This is a genomic window from Mesorhizobium sp. P160927 (assembly GCF_057766385.1).
The window spans coordinates 4,589,938-4,611,390 of sequence record NZ_JBYMDW010000001.1; the positions used below are offsets into that span (position 1 = coordinate 4,589,938).

The 21,453-nt window shown below is 63.8% G+C and carries 18 protein-coding genes; 10 read left to right on the forward strand and 8 right to left on the reverse strand.

Translation table 11 applies throughout. The features are described from left to right. Nucleotides 1-17 precede the first annotated feature (17 nt). From AC3CB8_RS22395 to AC3CB8_RS22410, 4 genes are all read left to right on the forward strand, one after another. Entirely contained in the window at nt 18-314 is a 297-nt protein-coding gene (locus AC3CB8_RS22395) for a sarcosine oxidase subunit delta (RefSeq protein ID WP_015317398.1), read from the forward strand. Beyond that, the gene (locus tag AC3CB8_RS22400) at nt 311-3,304 is read left to right on the forward strand and encodes a sarcosine oxidase subunit alpha (RefSeq protein WP_352564723.1); all 2,994 of its coding nucleotides are present in this window, start codon (nt 311-313) and stop codon (nt 3,302-3,304) included. Before AC3CB8_RS22395 ends, AC3CB8_RS22400 begins: the two co-directional genes overlap by 4 nt. Continuing rightward, nucleotides 3,297-3,884, forward strand: coding sequence for a sarcosine oxidase subunit gamma family protein (soxG, locus tag AC3CB8_RS22405; protein ID WP_023791815.1), 588 nt, complete (start codon nt 3,297-3,299; stop codon nt 3,882-3,884). The genes AC3CB8_RS22400 and soxG overlap by 8 nt, the downstream gene beginning before the upstream one ends. Before the next feature lie 163 nt (nt 3,885-4,047). Next, nucleotides 4,048-5,490 (forward strand): MFS transporter, encoded by a 1,443-nt coding sequence (locus AC3CB8_RS22410; protein WP_023783082.1) that lies wholly within the window; start codon nt 4,048-4,050, stop codon nt 5,488-5,490. A gap of 21 nt (nt 5,491-5,511) precedes the next feature. Here the strand turns inward: AC3CB8_RS22410 and AC3CB8_RS22415 are convergent, their stop codons facing one another. Beyond that, nucleotides 5,512-6,216, reverse strand: coding sequence for a nitroreductase (locus AC3CB8_RS22415; protein WP_023791818.1), 705 nt, complete (start codon nt 6,214-6,216; stop codon nt 5,512-5,514). 169 nt (nt 6,217-6,385) lie between these two features. Here AC3CB8_RS22415 and AC3CB8_RS22420 point away from each other — a divergent pair, with 169 nt between their 5' ends. The 5 genes from AC3CB8_RS22420 to AC3CB8_RS22440 all read left to right on the forward strand — a co-directional run bounded on the left by AC3CB8_RS22420 (nt 6,386) and on the right by AC3CB8_RS22440 (nt 14,066). Next, nucleotides 6,386-6,982: a helix-turn-helix domain-containing protein gene (locus AC3CB8_RS22420; RefSeq protein ID WP_224682457.1), complete on the forward strand. Its 597-nt coding sequence runs from the start codon at nt 6,386-6,388 to the stop codon at nt 6,980-6,982. 92 nt (nt 6,983-7,074) lie between these two features. Continuing rightward, nucleotides 7,075-9,528 (forward strand): GcvT family protein, encoded by a 2,454-nt coding sequence (locus AC3CB8_RS22425; RefSeq protein WP_352564720.1) that lies wholly within the window; start codon nt 7,075-7,077, stop codon nt 9,526-9,528. After that, complete coding sequence (locus tag AC3CB8_RS22430; RefSeq protein WP_352564718.1) at nt 9,525-10,430, forward strand: homocysteine S-methyltransferase family protein; 906 nt, start codon at nt 9,525-9,527, stop codon at nt 10,428-10,430. The genes AC3CB8_RS22425 and AC3CB8_RS22430 overlap by 4 nt, the downstream gene beginning before the upstream one ends. Beyond that, nucleotides 10,423-11,604, forward strand: coding sequence for a pyridoxal phosphate-dependent aminotransferase (locus tag AC3CB8_RS22435; RefSeq protein ID WP_352564716.1), 1,182 nt, complete (start codon nt 10,423-10,425; stop codon nt 11,602-11,604). The genes AC3CB8_RS22430 and AC3CB8_RS22435 overlap by 8 nt, the downstream gene beginning before the upstream one ends. After that, nucleotides 11,601-14,066, forward strand: coding sequence for a GcvT family protein (locus tag AC3CB8_RS22440; protein ID WP_352726260.1), 2,466 nt, complete (start codon nt 11,601-11,603; stop codon nt 14,064-14,066). Before AC3CB8_RS22435 ends, AC3CB8_RS22440 begins: the two co-directional genes overlap by 4 nt. 158 nt (nt 14,067-14,224) lie before the next feature. Here the strand turns inward: AC3CB8_RS22440 and AC3CB8_RS22445 are convergent, their stop codons facing one another. Genes AC3CB8_RS22445 through AC3CB8_RS22475 form a run of 7 tightly spaced genes read right to left on the reverse strand, consistent with a single transcriptional unit; the run spans nt 14,225 to nt 20,777 of the window. After that, on the reverse strand, nt 14,225-14,812 hold the full coding sequence (locus AC3CB8_RS22445) for an NAD(P)H-dependent oxidoreductase (protein ID WP_023769823.1): 588 nt from the start codon (nt 14,810-14,812) through the stop codon (nt 14,225-14,227). After that, complete coding sequence (locus AC3CB8_RS22450; protein WP_023782607.1) at nt 14,812-15,393, reverse strand: NAD(P)H-dependent oxidoreductase; 582 nt, start codon at nt 15,391-15,393, stop codon at nt 14,812-14,814. Before AC3CB8_RS22450 ends, AC3CB8_RS22445 begins: the two co-directional genes overlap by 1 nt. Next, complete coding sequence (locus AC3CB8_RS22455; RefSeq protein ID WP_031240706.1) at nt 15,393-16,796, reverse strand: FAD-binding oxidoreductase; 1,404 nt, start codon at nt 16,794-16,796, stop codon at nt 15,393-15,395. The genes AC3CB8_RS22450 and AC3CB8_RS22455 overlap by 1 nt, the downstream gene beginning before the upstream one ends. Beyond that, nucleotides 16,796-18,097, reverse strand: a complete 1,302-nt coding sequence (locus AC3CB8_RS22460; protein ID WP_352564709.1) for a cytosine deaminase — start codon at nt 18,095-18,097, stop codon at nt 16,796-16,798. Before AC3CB8_RS22460 ends, AC3CB8_RS22455 begins: the two co-directional genes overlap by 1 nt. A 4-nt stretch (nt 18,098-18,101) precedes the next feature. Beyond that, nucleotides 18,102-18,950, reverse strand: a complete 849-nt coding sequence (locus tag AC3CB8_RS22465) for an ABC transporter permease (protein ID WP_352564708.1) — start codon at nt 18,948-18,950, stop codon at nt 18,102-18,104. After that, the gene (locus AC3CB8_RS22470; RefSeq protein WP_023791842.1) at nt 18,937-19,761 is read right to left on the reverse strand and encodes an ABC transporter ATP-binding protein; all 825 of its coding nucleotides are present in this window, start codon (nt 19,759-19,761) and stop codon (nt 18,937-18,939) included. Before AC3CB8_RS22470 ends, AC3CB8_RS22465 begins: the two co-directional genes overlap by 14 nt. An 11-nt stretch (nt 19,762-19,772) precedes the next feature. Beyond that, nucleotides 19,773-20,777, reverse strand: a complete 1,005-nt coding sequence (locus AC3CB8_RS22475) for an ABC transporter substrate-binding protein (RefSeq protein WP_015317382.1) — start codon at nt 20,775-20,777, stop codon at nt 19,773-19,775. 268 nt (nt 20,778-21,045) lie between these two features. Here AC3CB8_RS22475 and AC3CB8_RS22480 point away from each other — a divergent pair, with 268 nt between their 5' ends. After that, nucleotides 21,046-21,429 carry a RidA family protein gene (locus tag AC3CB8_RS22480; protein WP_023769817.1) on the forward strand — a complete coding sequence of 128 codons (384 nt, stop codon included), beginning with the start codon at nt 21,046-21,048 and terminating at the stop codon, nt 21,427-21,429. Nucleotides 21,430-21,453 lie beyond the last annotated feature (24 nt).

A 21,453-nucleotide genomic window follows, 5' to 3' on the forward strand; every position in this document is an offset into this window, starting at 1 on the left:
TTCATTAGGAACATTCCGTGCTGATCACTTGCCCCTATTGCGGCCCGCGCGATGTCATCGAGTTCACCTATCAGGGTGACGGCAACCGCGAACGTCCCGACCCCGCTTCGCAGAATTTCGAGGCCTGGAATGCCTATGTCTACGACCGGCTGAACCCGGCCGGCGACCACAATGAAATCTGGCAACATTCCGGTGGCTGCCGGGCTCACCTGAGGGTCGTGCGCAACACGCTGACGCACGAGATTTCCAGTGTCGCCTTCGCGCGTGGCGATCACAGCTCGGCCGCTCGCCGCAAGGCGGAGGACAAGCCATGAGCCCGCGCCGCACCGACACCGGCGGCCGCATAGACCGGCTGAAGACGATCCGCTTCACCTTCGACGGCGTTGCCTATACCGGGCATGGCGGCGACACGCTGGCGTCCGCGCTGCTGGCCAATGGCGTCACCCTGTTAGGACGTTCTTTCAAATACCATCGGCCGCGCGGCCTGCTGAGCGCGGGCGTCGAGGAGCCCAACGCGCTGGTGACGGTGCTGAAGGGCGAGGTGCGCGAACCCAACATTCCGGCGACAATGGTCGAGATCCATGACGGGCTGGTCGCCGTCAGCCAGAACCGTTTCCCCTCGCTTGCCTTCGACATCCATGCCGTCAACCAGCTCGGCGGCAAACTGCTGTCGGCCGGGTTCTACTATAAGACCTTCATGGGACCGGTTGTCGGCCCGTTGAAAGGCACGCGCTTCTGGATGTTCTGCGAACAGTTCATCCGCCGCGCCGCCGGCCTCGGCAGCGCCGGATCGGCGAAGGACCCGGCCCGCTACGAGCGCATGAACGCCTTTTGCGATGTGCTTGTGGTCGGCTCCGGCCCGGCCGGGCTAATGGCCGCCAAGGCAGCCGCCGATCAGGGCGCCCGTGTGATCCTGACCGATCTCGAGCCGCGCTTCGGCGGATCGGCCAACTGGTCCGGCGAAACCATCGATGGCGCCCCCGCCGCTGATTGGGTGCGGCGTACCGTGGCCCAGCTTGAAGCGCGAGACAATGTCCGGCTTCTGCCGCGCACCACCGTCTGGGGCTACTACGACAACAATACGCTTGCCGCGCTCGAGCGGGTCAGCGACCACAAGGCGCAGCCCGCCAAGGGTGAGCCGCGCCATCGATACTGGGCGATCCGCGCCGGATCCGTGGTGCTGGCCACCGGCGCCTTCGAAAGGCCGCTGGTGTTTCCGGGCAATGACCGGCCCGGCGTGATGCTGGCGCATGCGGCGGCGCGCTACGCCAACGAATTCGGCGTGCTGCCGGGGCAGCGGATCGTGCTGTTTACCAACAATGACAGCGCCTACCGTTCGGCGCTGGCGCTGAAGCAGGCAGGAGCGGCGATCGTTGCCATCGTCGACGTGCGCGCGCAACCATCCGCCGAGATGGGCGCCCTGGCCGGCGAAGCCGAGGCGGAACTGCTTTCCGGCCATGCGGTGGTCGGCACGGAAGGCGGCAAGGCCTTGTCCGGCCTCAAGGTTCAGCGCTTCGACATGGTCGCGGGTGCGCTGAGCGGCGATGCGCGCAGCATCCACGCCGATTGCGTGCTGATGTCCGGCGGCTGGTCGCCGACCATCCATCTGGCCAGCCAGGCCGGCGCCAAGGCTGAATGGAACGCGGCCCGGCAGGCCTTCCTGCCGCCCAAGCCGACGCAAAGCTGGATCGGCGCCGGCGCCTTCACCGGCAGCTTTTCGACGGTAGAGGCGATGGCCGAAGGGCGCGCCGCGGGCCTTGCCGCGAGTGGCGGGACCCCAACGCCGGCGGCGCTGCCCACTGTCGAGGCACCTCCCGGAGATCCAAATCCCGCGCCGGTGTTCGAAATCAAGGGCAGCGGCAAGAGCTTTGTCGACTTTCAGCACGACGTCACGGCGGAGGATGTCCGCCTGGCGCATCGCGAAGGCTTCGTCTCTGTCGAGCACCTGAAGCGCTACACCACACTCGGCATGGCCACCGACCAGGGCAAGAGCTCCAACGTCCCCGGCCTTGCCATCATGGCGGAAGCACTCGGCAAACCCATCCCAGAAGTCGGCACCACCCGTTTCCGGCCACCCTTCGCGCCGGTTTCGATCGGCTCGCTGGTAGCTGAGCGCTTCGGCGACCTCAAGCCCGAGCGGCTGACGCCGATGCATGATTGGCATGTCGACAATGGCGCGACCATGTACTCCGCCGGCCTCTGGTATCGCCCGATGATCTACGGGCTTTCGGGCGAAACTGTCGAACAGGCCTATGTGCGCGAAGCCAAGGCGACGCGCGAAAGCGCGGGCATCGTCGATGTCTCGACGCTGGGCAAGATCGCCGTGCAGGGTCCCGACGCCGCCGCGTTCCTCGACCGTGTCTACACCAACATGTTCTCGACGCTCGCCGTCGGCAAGGCGCGCTATGGGCTGATGCTGCGCGAGGACGGCTTTGCCTTCGACGACGGCACCACCTGGCGGCTGGGCGAACAGGATTTCCTGATGACCACCACCACGGCCAATGCCGGCAAGGTGATGCAGCATCTGGAATATTTCCTCGACGTGATCTGGCCGGAACTCAAGGTCCACGTCACCTCGGTGACCGACCAATGGGCGGGAGCCGCGATCGGCGGCCCGAAAGCGCGGCAGATTTTGGCAGCCTGCGTCACCGGCACTGCCGTGGACAACGCCACCTTGCCCTTCATGGGCATCGTGCACGGCGAGATCGCAGGCGTTCCGGTGATGATTTGCCGGCTTTCCTTCTCCGGCGAAATGGCCTTCGAGGTCTATTCCGGCGCCGGCCATGGCACCCATGTCTGGGAAGCGCTGGTCGAGGCCGGCAAGCCGTTCGGGCTGGTCACCTACGGCCTCGAGGCGCTGGGCACGATGCGCATCGAGAAAGGCCATGTCACCGGCGCCGAGATCGATGGCCGCACCACCGCGCGCGACCTGCATCTCGACTGGATGCTGTCGAAGAAAAAGCCGTTCATCGGCTCCGCGATGATGGATCGGGAAGGTCTCGTCGCGTCCGAGCGGCTGGATCTGGTCGGCCTGATCGCGCTCGACAACCGGCCGCTCAATGGCGGCGCGCACATTGTCGAGGACGTCGACGAAGCCAATCCGCACGGCTCGATCGGGCACATCACCGCTTGCTGCTATTCGCCGGCGCTCGGCAAGCATATCGCGCTGGCGCTGGTCAAGGGCGGCAAGGCCAGGCACGGCACGCGTGCGCATGTCTCCGATCCCTTGCGCAACCGCTTCGGACCCGTGGAGATCGTGTCCAACCACTTCTACGATCCGGAAGGTACCCGCATGCATGGCTGAGCGTCAATCGCCCCTCGAGCCGGAGTTCCATGTCGGCTCGCACGGCAATTTCGAACGTGGCGTCGAGATCCTGCTCACCGAAACCAGGCCGGGCTCGATCGTGCAACTCGCGGCATGGCCCGGCGAGGAAAAGAAACTGATGGAGGCCATCCGCACCGTGACCGGGCTTGCTCTGCCCGATGGCGCCGGCGGCGGCTCGAGCGACGGCGTGAAAGCGGTATTCGGTTCCGCGCCGGGAAAATTCACGGTGACCGATGAAGCCGAAGGACTGGCCGTAGCATTGACCAAGGCGGTGACGCCGGCCATCGGCACGGTGACGGACCTGTCGCATGGCCGCACCGCGATCCGCATTGCCGGGCCGAAAGCCGAATGGGTGCTGTCGAAATTCTTCGCCATCGACTTCGCCCTGCCTGCCTTTCCGGTCGGCGCCGGCCGCTCGACAATGCATCACGATGTCTTCGCCCAGATCCAGCGCACCGGCACCGACCAGTTCGACATCTATGTCTTTCGCTCCTTCGCCCGCTCGTTCTGGAAGGCGCTGTGCCACGCAAGCGAGGAAGTCGGCTACGAGGTGCAGTAGGCATGCGGCCTTAGAGCCGCGGCCTCTGGCCTCAATGCCGGCTGGTTCTGCCGCTAGAGAATCCTGCCGAGCGCGCCCATGATAGAAAAGGTGGCCGCCCAACCGGTCCAAAGGGGTATGAAAATCCCCTCTCAGAGTCGGCATATTTGGTTCGAACATCCCCATGACCGCTGAACTATCCGCCGGCGCTACCGATCGCGCCGATGTGCCGGCCAGAGCCTTGCTCCTGTTGCCACTGACAGTCGCCTGCGGCGTGTTCATGACCAGCCTCGACCAGAACGTCGTGGTGACGGCGCTGCCGGGCATCGGCCAAAGCCTTGGCCGTCCGCCTAGCCAGCTCGGCCTGCTGATCACCGTCTACGTCGCCAGCCTGATCATCTCGATGCCGCTCGGCGGCTGGGCGGCCGACCGTTTCGGGCTGCGCAACGTCTATTGCTTTGCCTTGCTGGTGTTTGCCGCTGCTTCGGCCATGTGCGGGCTCTCGAACGACCTCTGGATGCTGGTCGGCGCCCGCGCGCTGCAGGGCTTCGGCGGCGCGCTGATGGGAACGCTTGGCCAGGTCGTAATCCTGTCGACCTTCCCGCGCAGCCGGACCTTGAAGATCAACATGTACATATCGCTGGCCGGCCAGTCCGGACCGCTGGTCGGTCCGCTCGTCGGCGGCGCGCTGACTACCTACATCTCCTGGCGCTGGATCTTCTTCATCAACGTGCCGTTCGCGCTCGCGGCCGCGATCCTTGCCGCCTCGCTGTTCCCGACGATGACCAAGCCGGTGCGCACGCGGTTCGATTTTCAAGGCTTTGCGCTGGTCGGCAGCGGCATGCTGCTGCTGGTCTTCGGCATGGACTCGCTGGCGTCGAAAGACGCCGCCGGCGGCATGATCGCGGCCGAGCTTGCGCTGGCGCTCATCATCCTGACGGCAGCCTCCTTCTACTGCCTGCGCGTGCGCAATCCGCTGCTCGATCTCAAGCTCCTGCGCATCCGCACCTTCCGCATCTCGTTTCTTACCGGCGGCGGCCTGGACACGATCGGCCTCAGCTCCGTCGTCTTCCTGCTGCCGCTGATGTTCCAGCTCGGCTTCGGCATGAGCGCGGTGCAGGCGGGATCGCTGACCTTCGTGGCGGCGGTCGGTTCGGTGGGTATGCGTGTCTTCATGCCACGCCTCCTCAACCGTTTCGGTTTTCGCCGCGTGCTGGTCTTCAACACGCCCGTGGTTGCCGCCATGGTCACGGGCTTCGCCTTGGTGCAGGCAACAACCCCGGTCTGGATCACGCTCACCTACATCTTCGTCTTCGGCGTCTTCCGCTCGGTGCAATGGGCCTCAACCGGCAACCTCGCCTATTCCGACATCGCGCCGGAACAGCTCGCCCGTTTCAGCGCGCTCTACTATATCCTGTGGCAACTGGCGGTCGCCATCAGCGTCGGCCTGGCGGCTGCGATGCTGTCGTTTCTCGCCGGCGGCGGGCCTGCCGTCGCCAGCGACTTCCGGATCCTGTTCGTGATCGAAGGCGTCATCACGCTCTGCGCGCTATCAGCCTATCTCAAGCTGACGCCGCAGGACGGCGCCCATGTGAGTGGCCACGGCGCGCACATGAATACGGAATAGCGGGCTTGCGGCGGACGCAGCCTATTCGCTGAACCTCACCCATTCCTCGAGCGGCTCACGTTCGGTGCGGAAGGCGTTCTCAGGCTTGGATGTGTCTTCATACCCGAGCGCCATGCCGCAGACGACGATCTCCTCGTCGGGAATGCCGAGCACCGGCCGGATCTGGCGGTGATAGGGCGCGAAGGCCGCTTGCGGACAGGTATGCAGACCCCTGCCCCGCGCCGCGACCATGATGTTTTGCAGGAACATGCCGTAGTCGATCCACGAACCCTGGTTGAGCCGGCGGTCGATGGTGAAGATCATGCCGACCGGCGCGTCGAAGAAGACGAAGTTGCGGTCGTGCTGGGCACGCATCTTGTCGACTTCCCTACGTCCTATGCCGAGCGCGCCATAGAGGCCGAACCCGTTGGCACGGCGGCGGGTGAGGTAAGGCTCGAAGAACTGGGTCGGATAATAGCGATATTCGTCCCAGTCGGCTTTTTCGGCACGGATGCCGGAATTCATGATGGCATCCGTGATCCGCTGCTTGGTCCCGCCCTTGGTAACGTAGACCCGCCAAGGCTGCATGTTGGTGCCGGAAGGAGCGCGCGCCGCAACAGTCAGTATGTCACGGATCGTCTCGTCGTCGATCATGTCGGGCAGAAATGCGCGCACCGAACGGCGCGACATGATCGCATCGTCGACGATTTCGGCGTCAACCGCGATTCGAGCCTTCTTTTCCAGCATGGGCCGTCCCTTAGCCATTCGCGATCGGACGTCCCCACTCGCCGCTCGCGGCGGAGGCTTTGCATGAACCGTCAAAATCCTGCAAGCAAATCTTGAGCATTGGTGAAAATCTACTTGATTTTTTCATGAGCTTCATTTCTCATGAAATTCGCCTGAAAATTTTCATGAAGTGAGCGATTTGGCCTCCCCTACCGCACGAACATTGCAGGGACCTGACGAGCGAGTGCTGGCCGGCGACATCAGGGCGTTGCGCCGGGTGCGCGGGCTTACGCTGGCCGAGATCGCGCTGAAGCTCGGCCGTTCGGTCGGCTGGGTCAGCCAGGTCGAACGCGGGCTGTCGACGCCGTCGCTCAGCGATCTCAGGGCCTTCGCGGAGTTGTTCGGCGTGCCGATCAGCCTCTTCTTCAGCCATGACGTGCCCGTGGAAAGCGAGCGCGGCGTCGTGGTACGCGCCGGCAAGCGCCGCACGCTTGGCACCAGCGAATCCGGCCTCGTGGAGGAGCTTCTGTCACCGGACCTCGGTGGTACCTTCGAGATGGTGCGGTCTGTCTTCGCGCCGGGCGCGGAGTTGAAGAACGAGGCCCGCCGGCCGACCGAGGAGGCCGGATACATCGCGTCGGGGCAGTTCGACATCGAGATTGCGGGCGTCTGGCACCGGCTTGGCGAGGGCGACTCCTTCCGCTTCGAAGGCAAGCCTTACCGCTGGCGCAATCCGGGCAGCGAACCGGCGGTTGTCATCTGGGTGGTTTCGCCGCCGGTCTATTGAGCGCATATCGCCCAAACTGAGCAGCGGTTTGGGATAACGACAGGCATCAAACAAAAATAACGGCGCAGCGCGCTTGAGATTGGGAGAAGAAGATGGCGGGTTTGCCGAGCACGGCGCGCGTGGTGATCATCGGAGGCGGCGTTGTGGGCACCTCGTCGCTCTATCATCTGGCTAAAGCCGGCTGGACGGACTGCGTGCTCCTGGAAAAGAATGAGCTGACCTCCGGCTCGACCTGGCATGCGGCCGGCAATGTGCCTACCTTCTCCTCCTCCTGGTCGCTGATGAACATGCAGCGCTATTCGACCGAGCTCTATCGCGGCCTCGCCGACGCCGTCGACTATCCCATGAATTACCATGTCACCGGCTCGCTCAGGCTCGCCCACACGAAGGAGCGCATCCAGGAATTCCAGCGCGCCAAGGGCATGGGCCGTTACCAAGGCATGGACATGGACGTGATCGGGCTCGACGAAATCAAGCGCCGCTACCCCTTCCTCGAAACACATGAGTTGAAGGGCGCGCTGTACGATCCGAGCGACGGCGACATCGACCCGGCACAGCTGACGCAGGCGCTGGCCAAGGGCGCGCGCGACATGGGTGCGAAAATCATCCGGTTCTGCTCCGTGACAGGTGTGCGCCGCGAAAAGGACGAGTGGGTGGTCGAGACGCCGCAAGGCGAGATCCGCTGCGAGATGGTCGTCAATGCTGCCGGCTACCGTGCCGCCGAAGTCGGCAGGATGTTCGGCCGCGAAGTGCCGATGATGGTGATGAGCCACCAGTACATTTTGTTCGAGGAAATCCCCGAACTCGCCGCCTGGTCGAAGGAGCAGGGCAAGAAGCTGCCGCTGCTGCGCGACGTGGATACCTCCTATTATCTGCGCCAGGAAAAGGCTGGCATGAATCTCGGCCCCTATGAGCGCAATTGCCGCGCGCACTGGGCCACCCACAACGATCCCATGCCGGACGATTTTTCCTTCCAGCTCTTCCCCGACGACCTCGACCGGCTGGAACATTACCTGGCCGACGCCGTCGCCCGTGTGCCGATCCTCGGCACCGCCGGCCTGTCGAAGGTCATCAACGGTCCGATCCCTTATGCGCCGGACGGCAATCCGCTGATCGGGCCGATGCCCGGCGTTCCCAACGCCTTCGAGGCTTGCGTCTTCACCTTCGGCATCGCCCAGGGCGGCGGTGCCGGCAAGGTGCTGGCCGAATGGGTGACGCAAGGCCAGACCGAATGGGACATGTGGTCGTGCGATCCGCGCCGCTTCACCTCCTTTGCTTCCGCGCCGGACTATTGCGTGGCCAAGGGCATGGAGATCTACGGCAACGAATACGCCATCCAGTTCCCGCGCCATGCCTGGCCGGAAGGACGTGACAGGAAACTGTCGCCGATCCACGATCGGATCAAGGCGCTGGGTGCCCGTTTCGACGCCTATAATGGCTGGGAACGCGCCACCTGGTACGCGCAGGACGGCGACGACGTCTCCGAGGAAGCCACGCTGACCTTCCGTCGCGACGGTCCCTGGCAGCAGCGCGTGCGCGAAGAGTGCCTGGCTGTCCGCGACACCGCCGGCATCCTCGACCTGCCCGGCTTCTCGCGCTTCAATCTCGAGGGCCCTGGTGCCGCCGAATGGCTGAGCCGGCAGGTGACCGGCCTGGTGCCGAAACCCGGCCGCATCGGCCTTGTCTATTTCTCCGATGACAAGGGCCGCATCGTCACCGAAATGTCGGTGGTGCGTCATGGCGAGGAGTCCATGACGCTGATCACCGCGGCGGTGGCACAGTGGCATGACTTCGAATGGCTGAAATCGCACATGCCCGGGGATGCGGCGTTCAAGCTGATCGACCGGACGGAAGAATTCTCCACGCAGATCCTGGCCGGTCCCAACTCGCGAAAAATCCTTGCCGACGTCTGTGACGCCGACCTGATCTTGCCTTGGCTGACGCATCAGGAGACCAGGATTGCCGGGCGATGGGCCAAGCTGGTCCGCGTCTCCTTCGCCGGCGAGCTAGGCTGGGAAATCCACACCAGGGTCGACGACACTGCCGCGATCTTCGATGCGATCTGCGCTGCCGGGCAGAATCATGGGCTGAAGCCATTTGGCATGTACGCGCTGGATTCGCTGCGGCTCGAAAAAGGCTACCGGACCTGGAAGGGTGATCTGTCTACCGACTATTCGATCCTGCAGGGCGGGCTAGAGCGCTTTGTCAAATGGGAAAAGCCCGATTTCCGTGGCAAGGTGGCCCTCCAGAACGAAAAACAGCAAGGCGTGAAGAAACGCTTCGTCACGCTGGTCGTCGAAGATCCCGGCGACTGCGACGCACCTTACATGTCGACGCTCTGGCATGACGGCCAGATCGTCGGCGAGACGACATCGGCGGGCTGGGGCCATCGCATCGACAAGGCGATCGCGCTCGGCATGCTGCGCGCCGACCTGACCGAACCCGGCACATCAGTTGAGGTCGAGATCTTCGGCGATCGCTTCAAGGCGATCGTGCAACAGGACGAGCCCTTGTGGGATCCCAGGAACGAAAGACTGCGCGCATGAAGAACGTTATCCTCACTGATGGCGGCATGGGCCAGGAGTTGGTGCGGCGCAGCCGGTCCGAGCCGACGCCGCTGTGGTCGGCCAGGGTGCTGATCGACGAACCGGACCTTGTGCGAGGCCTGCATGCCGAATTCATCCGTGCCGGCGCCCGCGTCATCACCATCAACACCTATTCTGCGACCCCCGAACGCCTGGCGCGCGAAGGCGCGGAAGACCTGTTCAAGCCATTGCAGAAGCTTGGCATCGAGCTCGCCAGGCAAGCGCGCGACGAGGCCGGCGATGCGGCGATCGCCGGCTGCCTGTCGCCGCTCTTCGGCAGCTACGCACCGGCGCTGACGATCTCCTACCAGGATACGCTCGACATCTACCGCCGCATCGTCGCCGAGCAGGCGGACGGTGTCGACCTGTTCCTTTGCGAGACCATGGCGTCGTCGGAGGAAGCGCGCGCGGCGGTCACCGCCGCATCGGAAAGCGGCAAGCCTGCCTGGGTGTCATGGACGCTGGCCGATCACGGCACGCCGCGCTTGCGCAGCGGCGAGACGATTGCGTCGGCGGCCAATGCGCTCGGGAATCTGCCGGTGGCGGCGCGGCTGCTCAACTGCTGCCGCCCCGAAGCGATCGCGGCGGCCTTGCCTGAACTGATCGAGCTCGGCGGCCCGGTCGGTGCCTATGCCAATGGCTTCACTTCCACCGAAGCGCTCAAGCATGGCGGCACGGTGGATGTACTGCATGCCCGCCACGACCTCGGTCCGGATGCCTACGCCGACCAGGCTGTCGGCTGGGTGAAAGCGGGTGCGGACATCGTCGGCGGTTGCTGCGAGGTCGGTCCTGCCCATATCGCCGCCTTGCGCGACCGGCTGCAACAGGGCGGCTACGCGATCTCGGGAGTCTCACATGCCTAAACCATCATCGCGCATCACCGGCATCGTGCCATCGGGCAAGGACGGCTGGGAAGTTCATTTCGCCGCCTGGGCTCGCAAGGAAGCCGGCGAGGACATTATCATGCTGTCGGTCGGCGACCACGATTTCGACACGCCGTCGGAGACGATCGAAGCCTGCGTTGCGGCGGTTCGCGGCAGCAACCATCACTACACGCCGCTGCCCGGTCTGCCGCGCCTGCGCAAGGCGATGGCGGCGGCCTCCAGCGCCTGCACCCGTGTCGAGACGACGCCGGAAGAAGTCATCGCCACGCCCGGCGGCCAAGCAGCACTTTACGCGGCCGTGCAGGCCGTTCTCGACCCGGGCGACCACGCCATCGTGGTTGCCCCCTACTATGCTACCTATCCCAACACCTTCAGTGCCGCCGGTGCCAGTTTCACCGTCGTCGAAACACCGGCCGAGGATGGGTTCCAACCGCGCGCGGACATGATCCGTGCGGCAATCAAGCCCAACACGCGCGCCATACTGATCAACACACCGAACAACCCGACCGGTGCCGTCTATTCGCGCGAGCCGCTGGAACAGCTGGCCGAAATCTGCCGCGAGCACGATCTCTGGCTGCTGTCCGATGAGGTCTATTGGACGCTGGGCGGCGGCGAGCATGTCTCGCCGCGCTCGCTGCCCGGTATGGCCGAGCGCACGCTGGTGATCAATTCGATGTCCAAGAGCCACGGCATGACCGGCTGGCGCATGGGCTGGCTGACCGGTCCGGAAAAAATGATCACGCTGCTGATCAATCTCAACCTGGTGACGACCTATGGCCTGCCGGCCTTCATCTCGATCGCTTGCACCGAGGCGCTGGAGCAGCACTATGGCGTCAAGGACATCGCCGAACGCTACGCGGCACGCCGCACCGTCCTGCTCGATGCGGTACGCGGCATGAACGATGTCACCGTGCGCGGTTCCGAAGGCGGCATGTATGTCATGCTCGACATATCTGATGTCGAACCCGACGACGAGAAGTTCGCCTTCGCCTTCCTCGACAAGGAGAAGGTTGGCGTCATGCCGGGCTCGAGCTTCGGCGAAGCCGCCGCCGGCCATATCAGAGTCAGCCTGTGCCAGCCCGAACCCGTGCTCAGGGAAGCAGCCGCCCGGCTGCGCCGTTTCGTTTCCAGCTACCGTCGTGAGGCCGCATGACCGCCAGGAGCCTTCCCACGAAAGCCATTCCCACCAAGGCAAGGGCCGTCATCATCGGCGGCGGCGTCTCCGGCTGCTCGGTGGCCTACCACCTGGCCAAGCTTGGCTGGACCGACATCGTGCTTCTGGAGCGCAAGCAGCTGACCTCGGGCACGACATGGCACGCCGCAGGGCTGATCGGACAGTTGCGCGGCTCGCAGAACATGACCCGGCTGGCGAAATATTCGGCCGATCTCTACGTCAAGCTGGAAGCCGAGACCGAGGTCGGCACCGGCATGCGCCAGGTCGGCTCGATCACCGTGGCGCTGACGGAAGAGCGCAAGCACGAGATCTACCGGCAGGCATCGCTCGCTCGCGCCTTCGACGTCGATGTGCGCGAGATTTCTCCCAGTGAAGTCAAGGAGATGTACCCGCATCTCAACGTCTCGGACGTGGTCGGCGCCGTGCATCTGCCGCTCGACGGCCAGTGCGACCCGGCCAACATCGCCATGGCGCTGGCCAAGGGTGCCCGCCAACGCGGCGCCACCATCGCCGAGAATGTGAAGGTCACCAAGGTCCATACTAAAAACGGCCGCGTCTCCGGCGTGTCCTGGGCGCAAGGCGAAGGCCAGGGCACGATCGAGACCGACATCGTCATCAACTGCGCCGGCATGTGGGCGCGCGACCTCGGCGCCCAGAACGGCGTGAACATCCCGCTGCACGCCTGCGAGCACTTTTATTTGGTCACCGAGCCGATCCCCGGCCTTGGCCGCCTGCCTGTGCTGCGCGTGCCGGACGAGTGCGCCTACTACAAGGAAGACGCCGGCAAGATGATGCTCGGCGCTTTCGAGCCAGTAGCCAAGCCATGGGGCATGGGCGGCATCCGCGAGGATTTCTGCTTCGACCAGTTGCCGGAGGACATGGACCATTTCGAACCGATCCTCGAAATGGGCGTTAGCCGCATGCCGATGCTGGCGACGGCCGGCATCCACACTTTCTTCAACGGCCCTGAAAGTTTCACCCCTGACGATCGCTACTATCTCGGCGAAGCGCCGGAGTTGCGCGGCTATTGGATGGCGACCGGTTACAATTCGATCGGCATCGTCTCGTCGGGCGGCGCCGGCATGGCGCTGGCGCAGTGGATCAACGATGGCGAAGCCCCGTTCGACCTGTGGGAAGTCGACATCCGCCGCACTCAGCCGTTCCAGAAGAACCGCCGCTATCTCAAGGAACGCGTCTCCGAAACGCTCGGCCTGCTTTATGCCGACCATTTCCCCTATCGCCAGATGGCAACCTCGCGTGGCGTCCGCCGCTCGCCCCTGCACGAGCATCTGAAGGCGCGCGGCGCAGTGTTCGGCGAAGTCGCCGGCTGGGAGCGTGCCAACTGGTTCGCCCGCGAAGGCCAGGAGCGCGAATATCGCTATTCCTGGAAGCGGCAGAACTGGTTCGACAACCAGCGCGAGGAGCATCTGGCGGTCCGCAACAAGGTCGGTCTGTTCGACATGACGTCGTTCGGCAAGATCCGCGTCGAGGGGCGCGACGCCTGTACCTTCCTGCAAAGGCTCTGCGCCAACGACATGGATGTCGCGCCGGGCAAGATCGTCTACACGCAGATGCTCAACCAGCGCGGCGGCATCGAGAGCGACCTCACCGTGTCGCGGCTTTCGGATACGGCTTATTTCCTCGTCGTGCCGGGCGCCACGCTGCAGCGCGACCTCGCTTGGCTGCGCCGGCACGTCGGCGACCAGTTCGTCGTCATCACGGACGTAACCGCCGCTGAAAGCGTGCTCTGCGTGATGGGCCCGGATGCGCGAAAACTGATCCAGAAGGTCAGCCCCAACGACTTCTCCAACGAGAACAATCCCTTCGGCACGTTCCAGGAGATCGAAATCGGCATGGGCCTCGCCCGGGCGCATCGCGTCACCTATGTCGGCGAACTCGGCTGGGAGCTTTACATCTCGACCGAACAGGCCGCCCGCGTCTTCGAGGCGATCGACGAGGCCGGCGCCGATGTCGGCCTCAAACTCTGCGGACTGCACACGCTGGATTCCTGCCGCATCGAAAAGGCTTTCCGCCATTTCGGCCACGACATCACCGACGAGGACAATGTGCTGGAGGCGGGCCTCGGCTTCGCGGTGAAGACGGCCAAGGGCGATTTCATCGGCCGAGATGCCGTGCTGAAGAAGAAGGAGGCCGGATTGAACCGCCGCCTGGTCCAGTTCCGCCTCAAGGACCCGCAGCCCCTGCTCTTCCACAACGAGGCGATCCTGCGCGATGGCAAGATCATCGGTCCGATCACTTCGGGCAATTACGGCCACCATCTCGGCGGAGCGATCGGGCTGGGCTATGTGCCGTGCCAAGGGCAGAGCGAGGCGGATGTGCTCGCCTCGACTTATGAAATCGAGATCGCCGGCGAACGGTTTGCGGCTGAGGCATCGGTGAAACCGATGTACGATCCGAGGTCGGAACGGACGAAGATGTAGCGCGGCGCCTCTTCCTTCTCCCCGTTCACGGGCAGAAGGTGGCCCGAAGGGCCGGATGAGGGGCGGCGCGAACGTCTCGAACTGAGGCAAACGCTGACGCTGCCCCTCATCTGCCTGCCCGCATCTTCTCCCCGTAAACGGACAAGGGCGCTAATTGCTCAAAACCGCTCCAGCTTCGCCCGCACCTTGACCAGAAACGCCGCTCGCGTCCGCGGCGTCGAGGCGTCCATCAAGTAATGCGCCAGGAAGAACGTCTTGCAGCGCCTGGCGCACAGGGCCCGCATGCCGCGCAACAAGGTCTTTCGCCCGGGCTGGCCGACGACGACGCTCCACCAGGTCGGTGCACCGCAAGTGGTGATGACGCCGACCTTGGTGACATGCGTCATCAGCGACTTGATCCCTCCCTTGCCCGCCGGCAGCTTGAAGGCGACGTCGGTCGCCCACACCCGGTCGAGCCAGCCCTTCAGCATCGCCGGCAGCCCGTACCACCAGGTCGGGTAGACGAACAGGATCGCTTCGGCCCAGTTGAGCAGTTCGAAATGCGGTTTCAGCGCCGGATCCTGCGGCGCCTGACTATTGTAGGTACGCCGCTCCTCGCAACTCATCACCGGATCGAACTTTTCGGCATAGAGATCGAGCAGCCGCACGTCCCAGCCTCGCCGCGTCAGCACATCCACGGCGGTGTCGCGAATGGCAGCGCAGAAGCTCTCCGGCACCGGATGGCAATAGACGACAAGCGCACGCATCAGAATGCATCCATGCTGGCCGCGACCTTCGCCGTGAAGGACTTCCGGGTTTCATCGGTCGACAGGTTCATTGAATAATGCGCGAGGTAGGTCACCGGTGCGCCCGGCTTGACCGTGGCGCGCAGCATGCGTTTGATCAGTTTTCGCGGCGGATCGCCCATCAGAAAGGCGCGGAACCGGCTGCCGCCATAGGTGGTGACCGCCGCGACCTTTCTTATGTTGTGCAGCGACGGCTGCACCTTGCCGTCGACCAGCTTGAATGACACGTCCGGCAGGAAGACGCGATCAAAGAACCCTTTCAGGATTGCGGGAAAGCCGTAATTCCAGACCGGATAGGAAAGCACCAGCGCATCGGCCCGCAACATGCGCTCGACATAGGGTGCCGCAGGGTCGGCGGAGCCGCGCGGATTGTGATAGTCCAGCCGTTCCTGGCGGGTGAGCCGCGGTTCGAAATCCTCGGCGTAGAGATCGCAGTCATCGACCGAATGGCCAGCCATCGTGAGCCGCTCGACGATCATCCGGTGCAGGCCGGCATTGAAGCTGGTCTCGACCGGATGGGCATAGAGGACGAGGATGTTCATTACCCTGCCTTTTGCAGTCCCTTGAACAGGAACGTCCGGCCCGAACGGTAGTCATAGTCCGGGTTTTCCCAGGCGATCATCTTGCCGGGGTTTAGCAGGCCTTGCGGGTCGGTCTCGCGCTTGAAGGCGAGTTGCACCGCGTCGGTCTGCTTCATGCCGCCCTCTTCCAGCGTATAGCGGTGCGGGTTGAAGATCGGGCAGCCATTTTCCTCATGCAGGCGGATGATCTCGTTAAGCCGCGCCTCGGTGGTGAACTTGACCAGCGGCAGGCCGAAGCAGGTGATGTTGCCATCCAGCCGCACGAATTCGAGATGCGAGAACACTTCGCCGGGAAACATCCCATCCATTTTCTCGACCAGCGCCAGCTGGTTGGGAAAGGGATAGAGCGACTGCAGGTAGGTGATGGCGGGGTCGACGCGCAGCGCCCGGAGCGTCGTGTGGTTCCAGGCCAGTTCATAGGTTGGCGGCAGGCCCTTTTTCTCCTCCGGCGTCGCCGTGGTGGCGTTGTAGATCACCTCACCCCCGGCGCGGCGCGTAAAGGCCAGAAAAGCATCTAGCCCATGTTGCGCCACCATGACGACGCAGATGCTTTGACCTTCCCTGAAGAATTTCTGGTGCCGCTTGAAATAAAGCTGAGGCACGGGTGCTGATATCGGCGTGATCAGCTTGGTCAGGATGCCGTCCTGGCAGGCCAGCGCATTGCCATAGTGCGCCGCATCCATGAATTGGTCGAAGCCGACGATGACGTCGATCCAGTCATAGGCCGCCGTCAGCGGCATCTCGACCTCGGAGATGATGCCATTGGTGCCATACGCATGGGTCACCTTGTGCAGGTCCTCGCCGGTGAGTTCGAGCACCCTCGGCTCGGCCTCCATCGTCACCACGCGCAGGCGCAGCACATTGCCGAAATCACGCAATCCGCCGAAATTGATCGAGCCGACGCCGCCTGAGCCGCCAGCGATGAAACCGCCGATCGAGGCGGTGTTGTAGGTGGAGGGCGATAGCCGCAGCTCCTGCCCGGAATGCGCGCGCGTCGCCTTGTCGATGTCGGCCAGGACCGCGCCCGGCCCGGTCACCACGCGCCCCGGCGCGATCGACTTGATCTCGTTCATCTCGGCGAGATTAAGGACCACACCGCCCGAAAGCGGCATTGCCTGGCCATAATTGCCGGTGCCGCTGCCGCGCGGCGTCACCGGCACGCCATGGCGATGACAGGCGGCAAGCACGCGGATCAGTTCGGCCTCGTTCCTGGGCGTCACGATGAGGTCGCCGGTGACATGGTCGAGCTGTTGTTTCAGCATCGGACTGTACCAGTAGAAGTCGCGGCTCTTCTGCTGGACGATGGCTGGATTGTCGTCGAGTTTGATCCCGTCGAGATCACGTTTGAGCGCCGAAACATCCATCATTCCACCATCAGTCCGTCGAGTTCGGCATAGTCGGGCAATTGCCGATCTATCGCTCGCCCCGCACGCACGACGATGCGATCCGATTCGGGGCGCGACAGCAATTCCGTCCAGCTTCTACCTTTGAACAGCACGAAATCGGCATCGCCTCCGGCGGCGAGCGTGCCGAAGCCATCGAGCCGCATCACCTGGGCCGGCGTCGCGGTGACCGCCTGCGGCCAGTCGCCGACCGGATGATCGAAATGCAGGGTGCGCGTTGCCATGCGGTAGACCTCCAGCATGTCGAGATCGCCATAGGCATAGAAGGGATCGCGCGTGTTGTCCGAAGCGACGGCCACGGGAACGCCCCTCGCCTTCATCTCATGCAGCAGCGTCACGCCACGCCAGCGCGGTGTGGTTTGGTCAGCGCGACGGTCCTGCAAATAGAGATTACACATCGGCAGCGACACGATTGCCAGCCCGGCCTTCGCCACCTTGTCCAGCGTGTCCAGCACCTCGAGATCGGGCTGACGCGCCAGCGAGCAGCAATGGCCGACTAGGATGTTGCCCTCGAAGCCGTTCCACAGCGCCGCCTCGGCGATTTTCTTCAGCGAAATTGCGGCGATGTCGTCGGTCTCGTCGGCGTGAAAATCGAGGTCGAGCCCGTGCTTGATCGCTTGCGCGAAGACATGATCGAGCAGCTCTTCCAGGTCCGGCACCATGTAGGTGACGACGCCAAGCACGCCCTTGGCGGCGGCCACGCGTTTGGCCAGCCCGTCGAACCATTTCGTGTCGCGCACGCCCTCGATGCCGAGCAGGCAGGCACCCTGCAATTCGATGCGGCCACGCCATGCGTCGCGCATCATCTCGAACACAGGCCAGGAGATTTCCTCCTGCGGCGCGACGCTATCGATATGAGTTCTAAGCGCCCTGGTGCCATGCGCGTAGGCCGAGCGCAGCGAGAAATCCATGCGGCGCGCCACATCCTCGGCGGTCCAGCGGGCCACGCGGTCGGCGCCGGCGGCATTGAGCGCGCCCATGAAGGTGCCATCAGGATTGGGCTTTCGCGGCCAGATATGCCCTTTGTCGATATGCGTGTGGCAATCGAGGAAGCAGGGCAGCACGATACGGCCGGCGAGATCGACGGCACCGCTGGATATGGCTGCACGATCGTGCGCTGCGATGGCGGAAATCCTGCCATCTGCGACAGCGATATCGGCGAGCGCAAAGCCGTCGCTGTCATAGGTCGCGGCGAGCCCTGGTGTCAGGGACGCGTGAAGCCGGGCGTTGGCGAGCCGGTATGAACCTGCGTTGGGAATCAAAGGCCTAACGCTCCTGCTTCAGCGCGCTCTCGTGCCAGCGCCGCAAAATGAGATGCGAAATCAGCGACAGCACGAGGAAGATCAGGATGCCGGTGAGCGAGATCAGGAACAGCGCCGCGAACAGCCTTGGCGCGTTGAGCCGGTAACCCGCTTCGATGATGCGCGAGGCAAGCCCGGACGACTGGCCAGTGGCGCCGGCGACAAACTCGGCCACCACGGCGCCGATCAGCGACAGGCCGCCAGCGATCTTCAGCCCGCCGAGGAAATACGGCATAGCGGCCGGCATTCTGAGATAGCGCAACTGCTGCCAGCGCGTCGCGCCGTTGAGCTTGAACAGGTCGCGCAAATTGCGGTCGACCGAGTTCAGGCCAAGCGTGGTGTTGGACAGGATCGGGAAGAAGGCGACGATCCAGGCGCAGAGCAGGAGCTTGGTCGTCTGATTGTCGACATAGATGTTGATCAGCGGAAAGATCGCCACGATCGGAGTAACCTGCAGCACGATGGCGAAGGGGAAGAACGACATCTCCACCCACTTCGACTGGGCGAACAAGACCGCCAGGCCGACGCCACCGACAACCGCCAGCAGCAGGCTGAGGAAGGTGATGCGCAAGGTGACCAGCAGTGCGGAAAACAGCAGGCCGGCATCGTTGTAGAGCGTCCTCAGCACGACGCCGGGGCGCGGCAGGATGTATTGCGGGATCTCGTTCCACACGCAGATGCGGTCCCACAGCCAGATCGCCAGGATCATGATCGCCAGCGGCAGAACCCAGCGGCCGATCCGCTCAAACCGCTCCTGTCGCACGCGGCGCGCTTCCTCGGGGTCGAGTTTCAACGTGCCGTCAATGGCTGTCATGATGCGAGCCCACTGTTGAATTGATGGCATTGACCAACACATCCGAGGCTTGCCGGCAAAGGGCCGCATAGTCAGGCGAGGTGCGAAACGCCTCATCGCGCGGATAGGAGGCCTCGATCGCGAGTTCGTCGAACACCCTGCCCGGCCGAGCCGCCATGACCACGACGCGGTTGGAGAGAAACACGCTTTCGAACACACTGTGAGTGACGAAGACGACGGTGAAGCGTTCGTCTTGCCACAGTTCCAGCAGGTCGTTGTTGAGTTTGAAGCGGGTGATCTCGTCGAGTGCCGCGAACGGCTCGTCCATCAACAGCACGCGTGGCTTGGTCACCATGGCGCGCGCGATCGAGACGCGCATCTTCATGCCGCCGGAGAGTTCGCGCGGCACGGCGTCCTCGAAGCCGGTGAGGTGCACCCGCGCCAGCATCTCCGTTATCGCCGGGGCGGCTTTGGCGCGGGAGATGCCTTTCAGCCTGAGCGGCAGCCAGACATTGTCGAAGACGCTGGCCCAGGGCAGCAGCGTCGGCTCCTGGAAGACGAAGCCGATATTGGCGCGGTCGAGCGAACCGCCGCCGCGCCAGTCGAGCACGCCGGATGTCGGCGTGGACAGGCCGGCAATCAGCCGCAGCGCCGTCGACTTGCCGCAGCCCGACGGTCCGAGCAGGCTGAGGAAATCACCTTCCCGGATCGTCAGGTCGACATCGCTAAGCGCCGTCACGCCATTGGAAAAGACCTTGCCGACGCCACGCAGCGCCAGCAAGCTCGGAGCCATGCCCGAGGCTGGCGCTTGCGCCACCTGTTCGCGCATCATGCCGGGCCGGCCTATTTCTTCAGCTCGAGCCCGACACCCTTGTTGATGAAGGCCAGCGTGTAGGCTTTCGTGATGTCGATGCCTTCTGGCGTGACCTTGGCCTTGACCATCTTGTCGTAGAAGCTCTTGATACGTTCTTCCTTCATGGCGCCGATGCCGAGCTTCTCGGTGTCGCCGGAATCGGCCAGGCCGAACTTCTTCATCTGCTCGATCGAGAAGGCGATCTGCTCGTCGCTCATGTCAGGATTGTCTTTCTTGATCATGTCGTTAGCGGCCTTGTTGTCACCGTAGAGGTATTTGTACCAGCCCTTGGCCGAGCCATCGACGAAGCACTGGACCACCTCAGGCTTCTTGTCGATCGTCTCCTGCATCACCTCGATCGTGGTCGAATAGGTGTCCCAGCCATAGTCGGCGAGCAGGAACTGGTTCGGCACGAAGCCGCCTTCCTTCTTGACCGCGAACGGCTCCGAGGTGACGTAGCCCTGCTGGATCGACTTCTTGTTGGCGAGGAAAGGCGCGGTGTTGTAGGTGTAGGGCACGCGCTTTGAAGCGTCGAAACCGAGCTCTATGACCATCCACTGGAAGAAGGTCTGCACACCTTCGTCGCCCAGTATGTATTGCTCGGCGTTCTTCAGGTCTTCCCATTTGTCGAGCCCCTCGCCAGGGTGGGACATGATGACCTGCGGGTCCTTCTGGAAGTCGGCTGCCACCACACGCATCGGAATGCCTTGCTGGACGGCGTCGAAGGCCGACAGCAAATTGCCGCCCATGTAGAAATCTATCTTGCCGGCGAGCAGCATCGGCCGGCCGCTGACCTGCGGGCCGCCCTGCATGATGGTGACGTCGAGACCGCAGGCGGCGTAGGTGCCATCGGCCACGGCCTGGTAATAGCCGCCATGTTCCGGCTCGGCGAGCCAGTTGGTGCCGAAAGTGACTTTTTCATTCGCCGCCGCGCCCAGCGTGCTGGCCGCAAGCAGTGCCACCACCGCGGCCGAAATCTTCTGTTTCACGTACATTGACCACCGCCCTTTATTTGCACCGGCGCGTTGCGCGCCGTGCTTGACACCAAAGATTCAAGAAGCAAGACACATGCCACCAGCGTCACGCGCCGGGACCCGCCCGCCTGCACCACAGCCATCTGCGAAAGCCGGAAAGGTCGTGCTGCACCGAAGCGCATCGTGCCTATTTTTTGAACGCCTGTCCACAATCGCACGGGCGACATGCACCACCATCTTGATGGTGCAATGCCTCCGGCCTTAGGCTGGCGATATCCAGGAGATCGCCATGTTCAAGTTCCTCACCCCTAAGTCGATCAAGCCGCCCTTTGCCCGCTACAGCCACGGCGTCGAGGTGCCGGCCGGGAAGCGGCTGGTGCTGTGCTCGGGCCAGGTCGCCATCACGGCGGACGACCAGATACCGGAAGACGCCGGCGCGCAGGCCGAACTCTGCTTCAGGAACATCGCGGCGGTTCTGGGCGAAGCCGGGCTGGGACTTGGCGACATCGTTCGCATCAACGCCTACGTCACCGACCGCAGCCATCTGCGGCCCTACATGGAGGTCCGCGACCGGCTGTTTTCCAGCCCGGCGCCAGCCTCGACGCTGATGATCGTTTCCGGCTTTGCCCGGCCCGAATTCAAGGTCGAGGTCGAGGCCATCGCGGCCGGGTGATCGACAGGCCGGCCGCACCGCGCT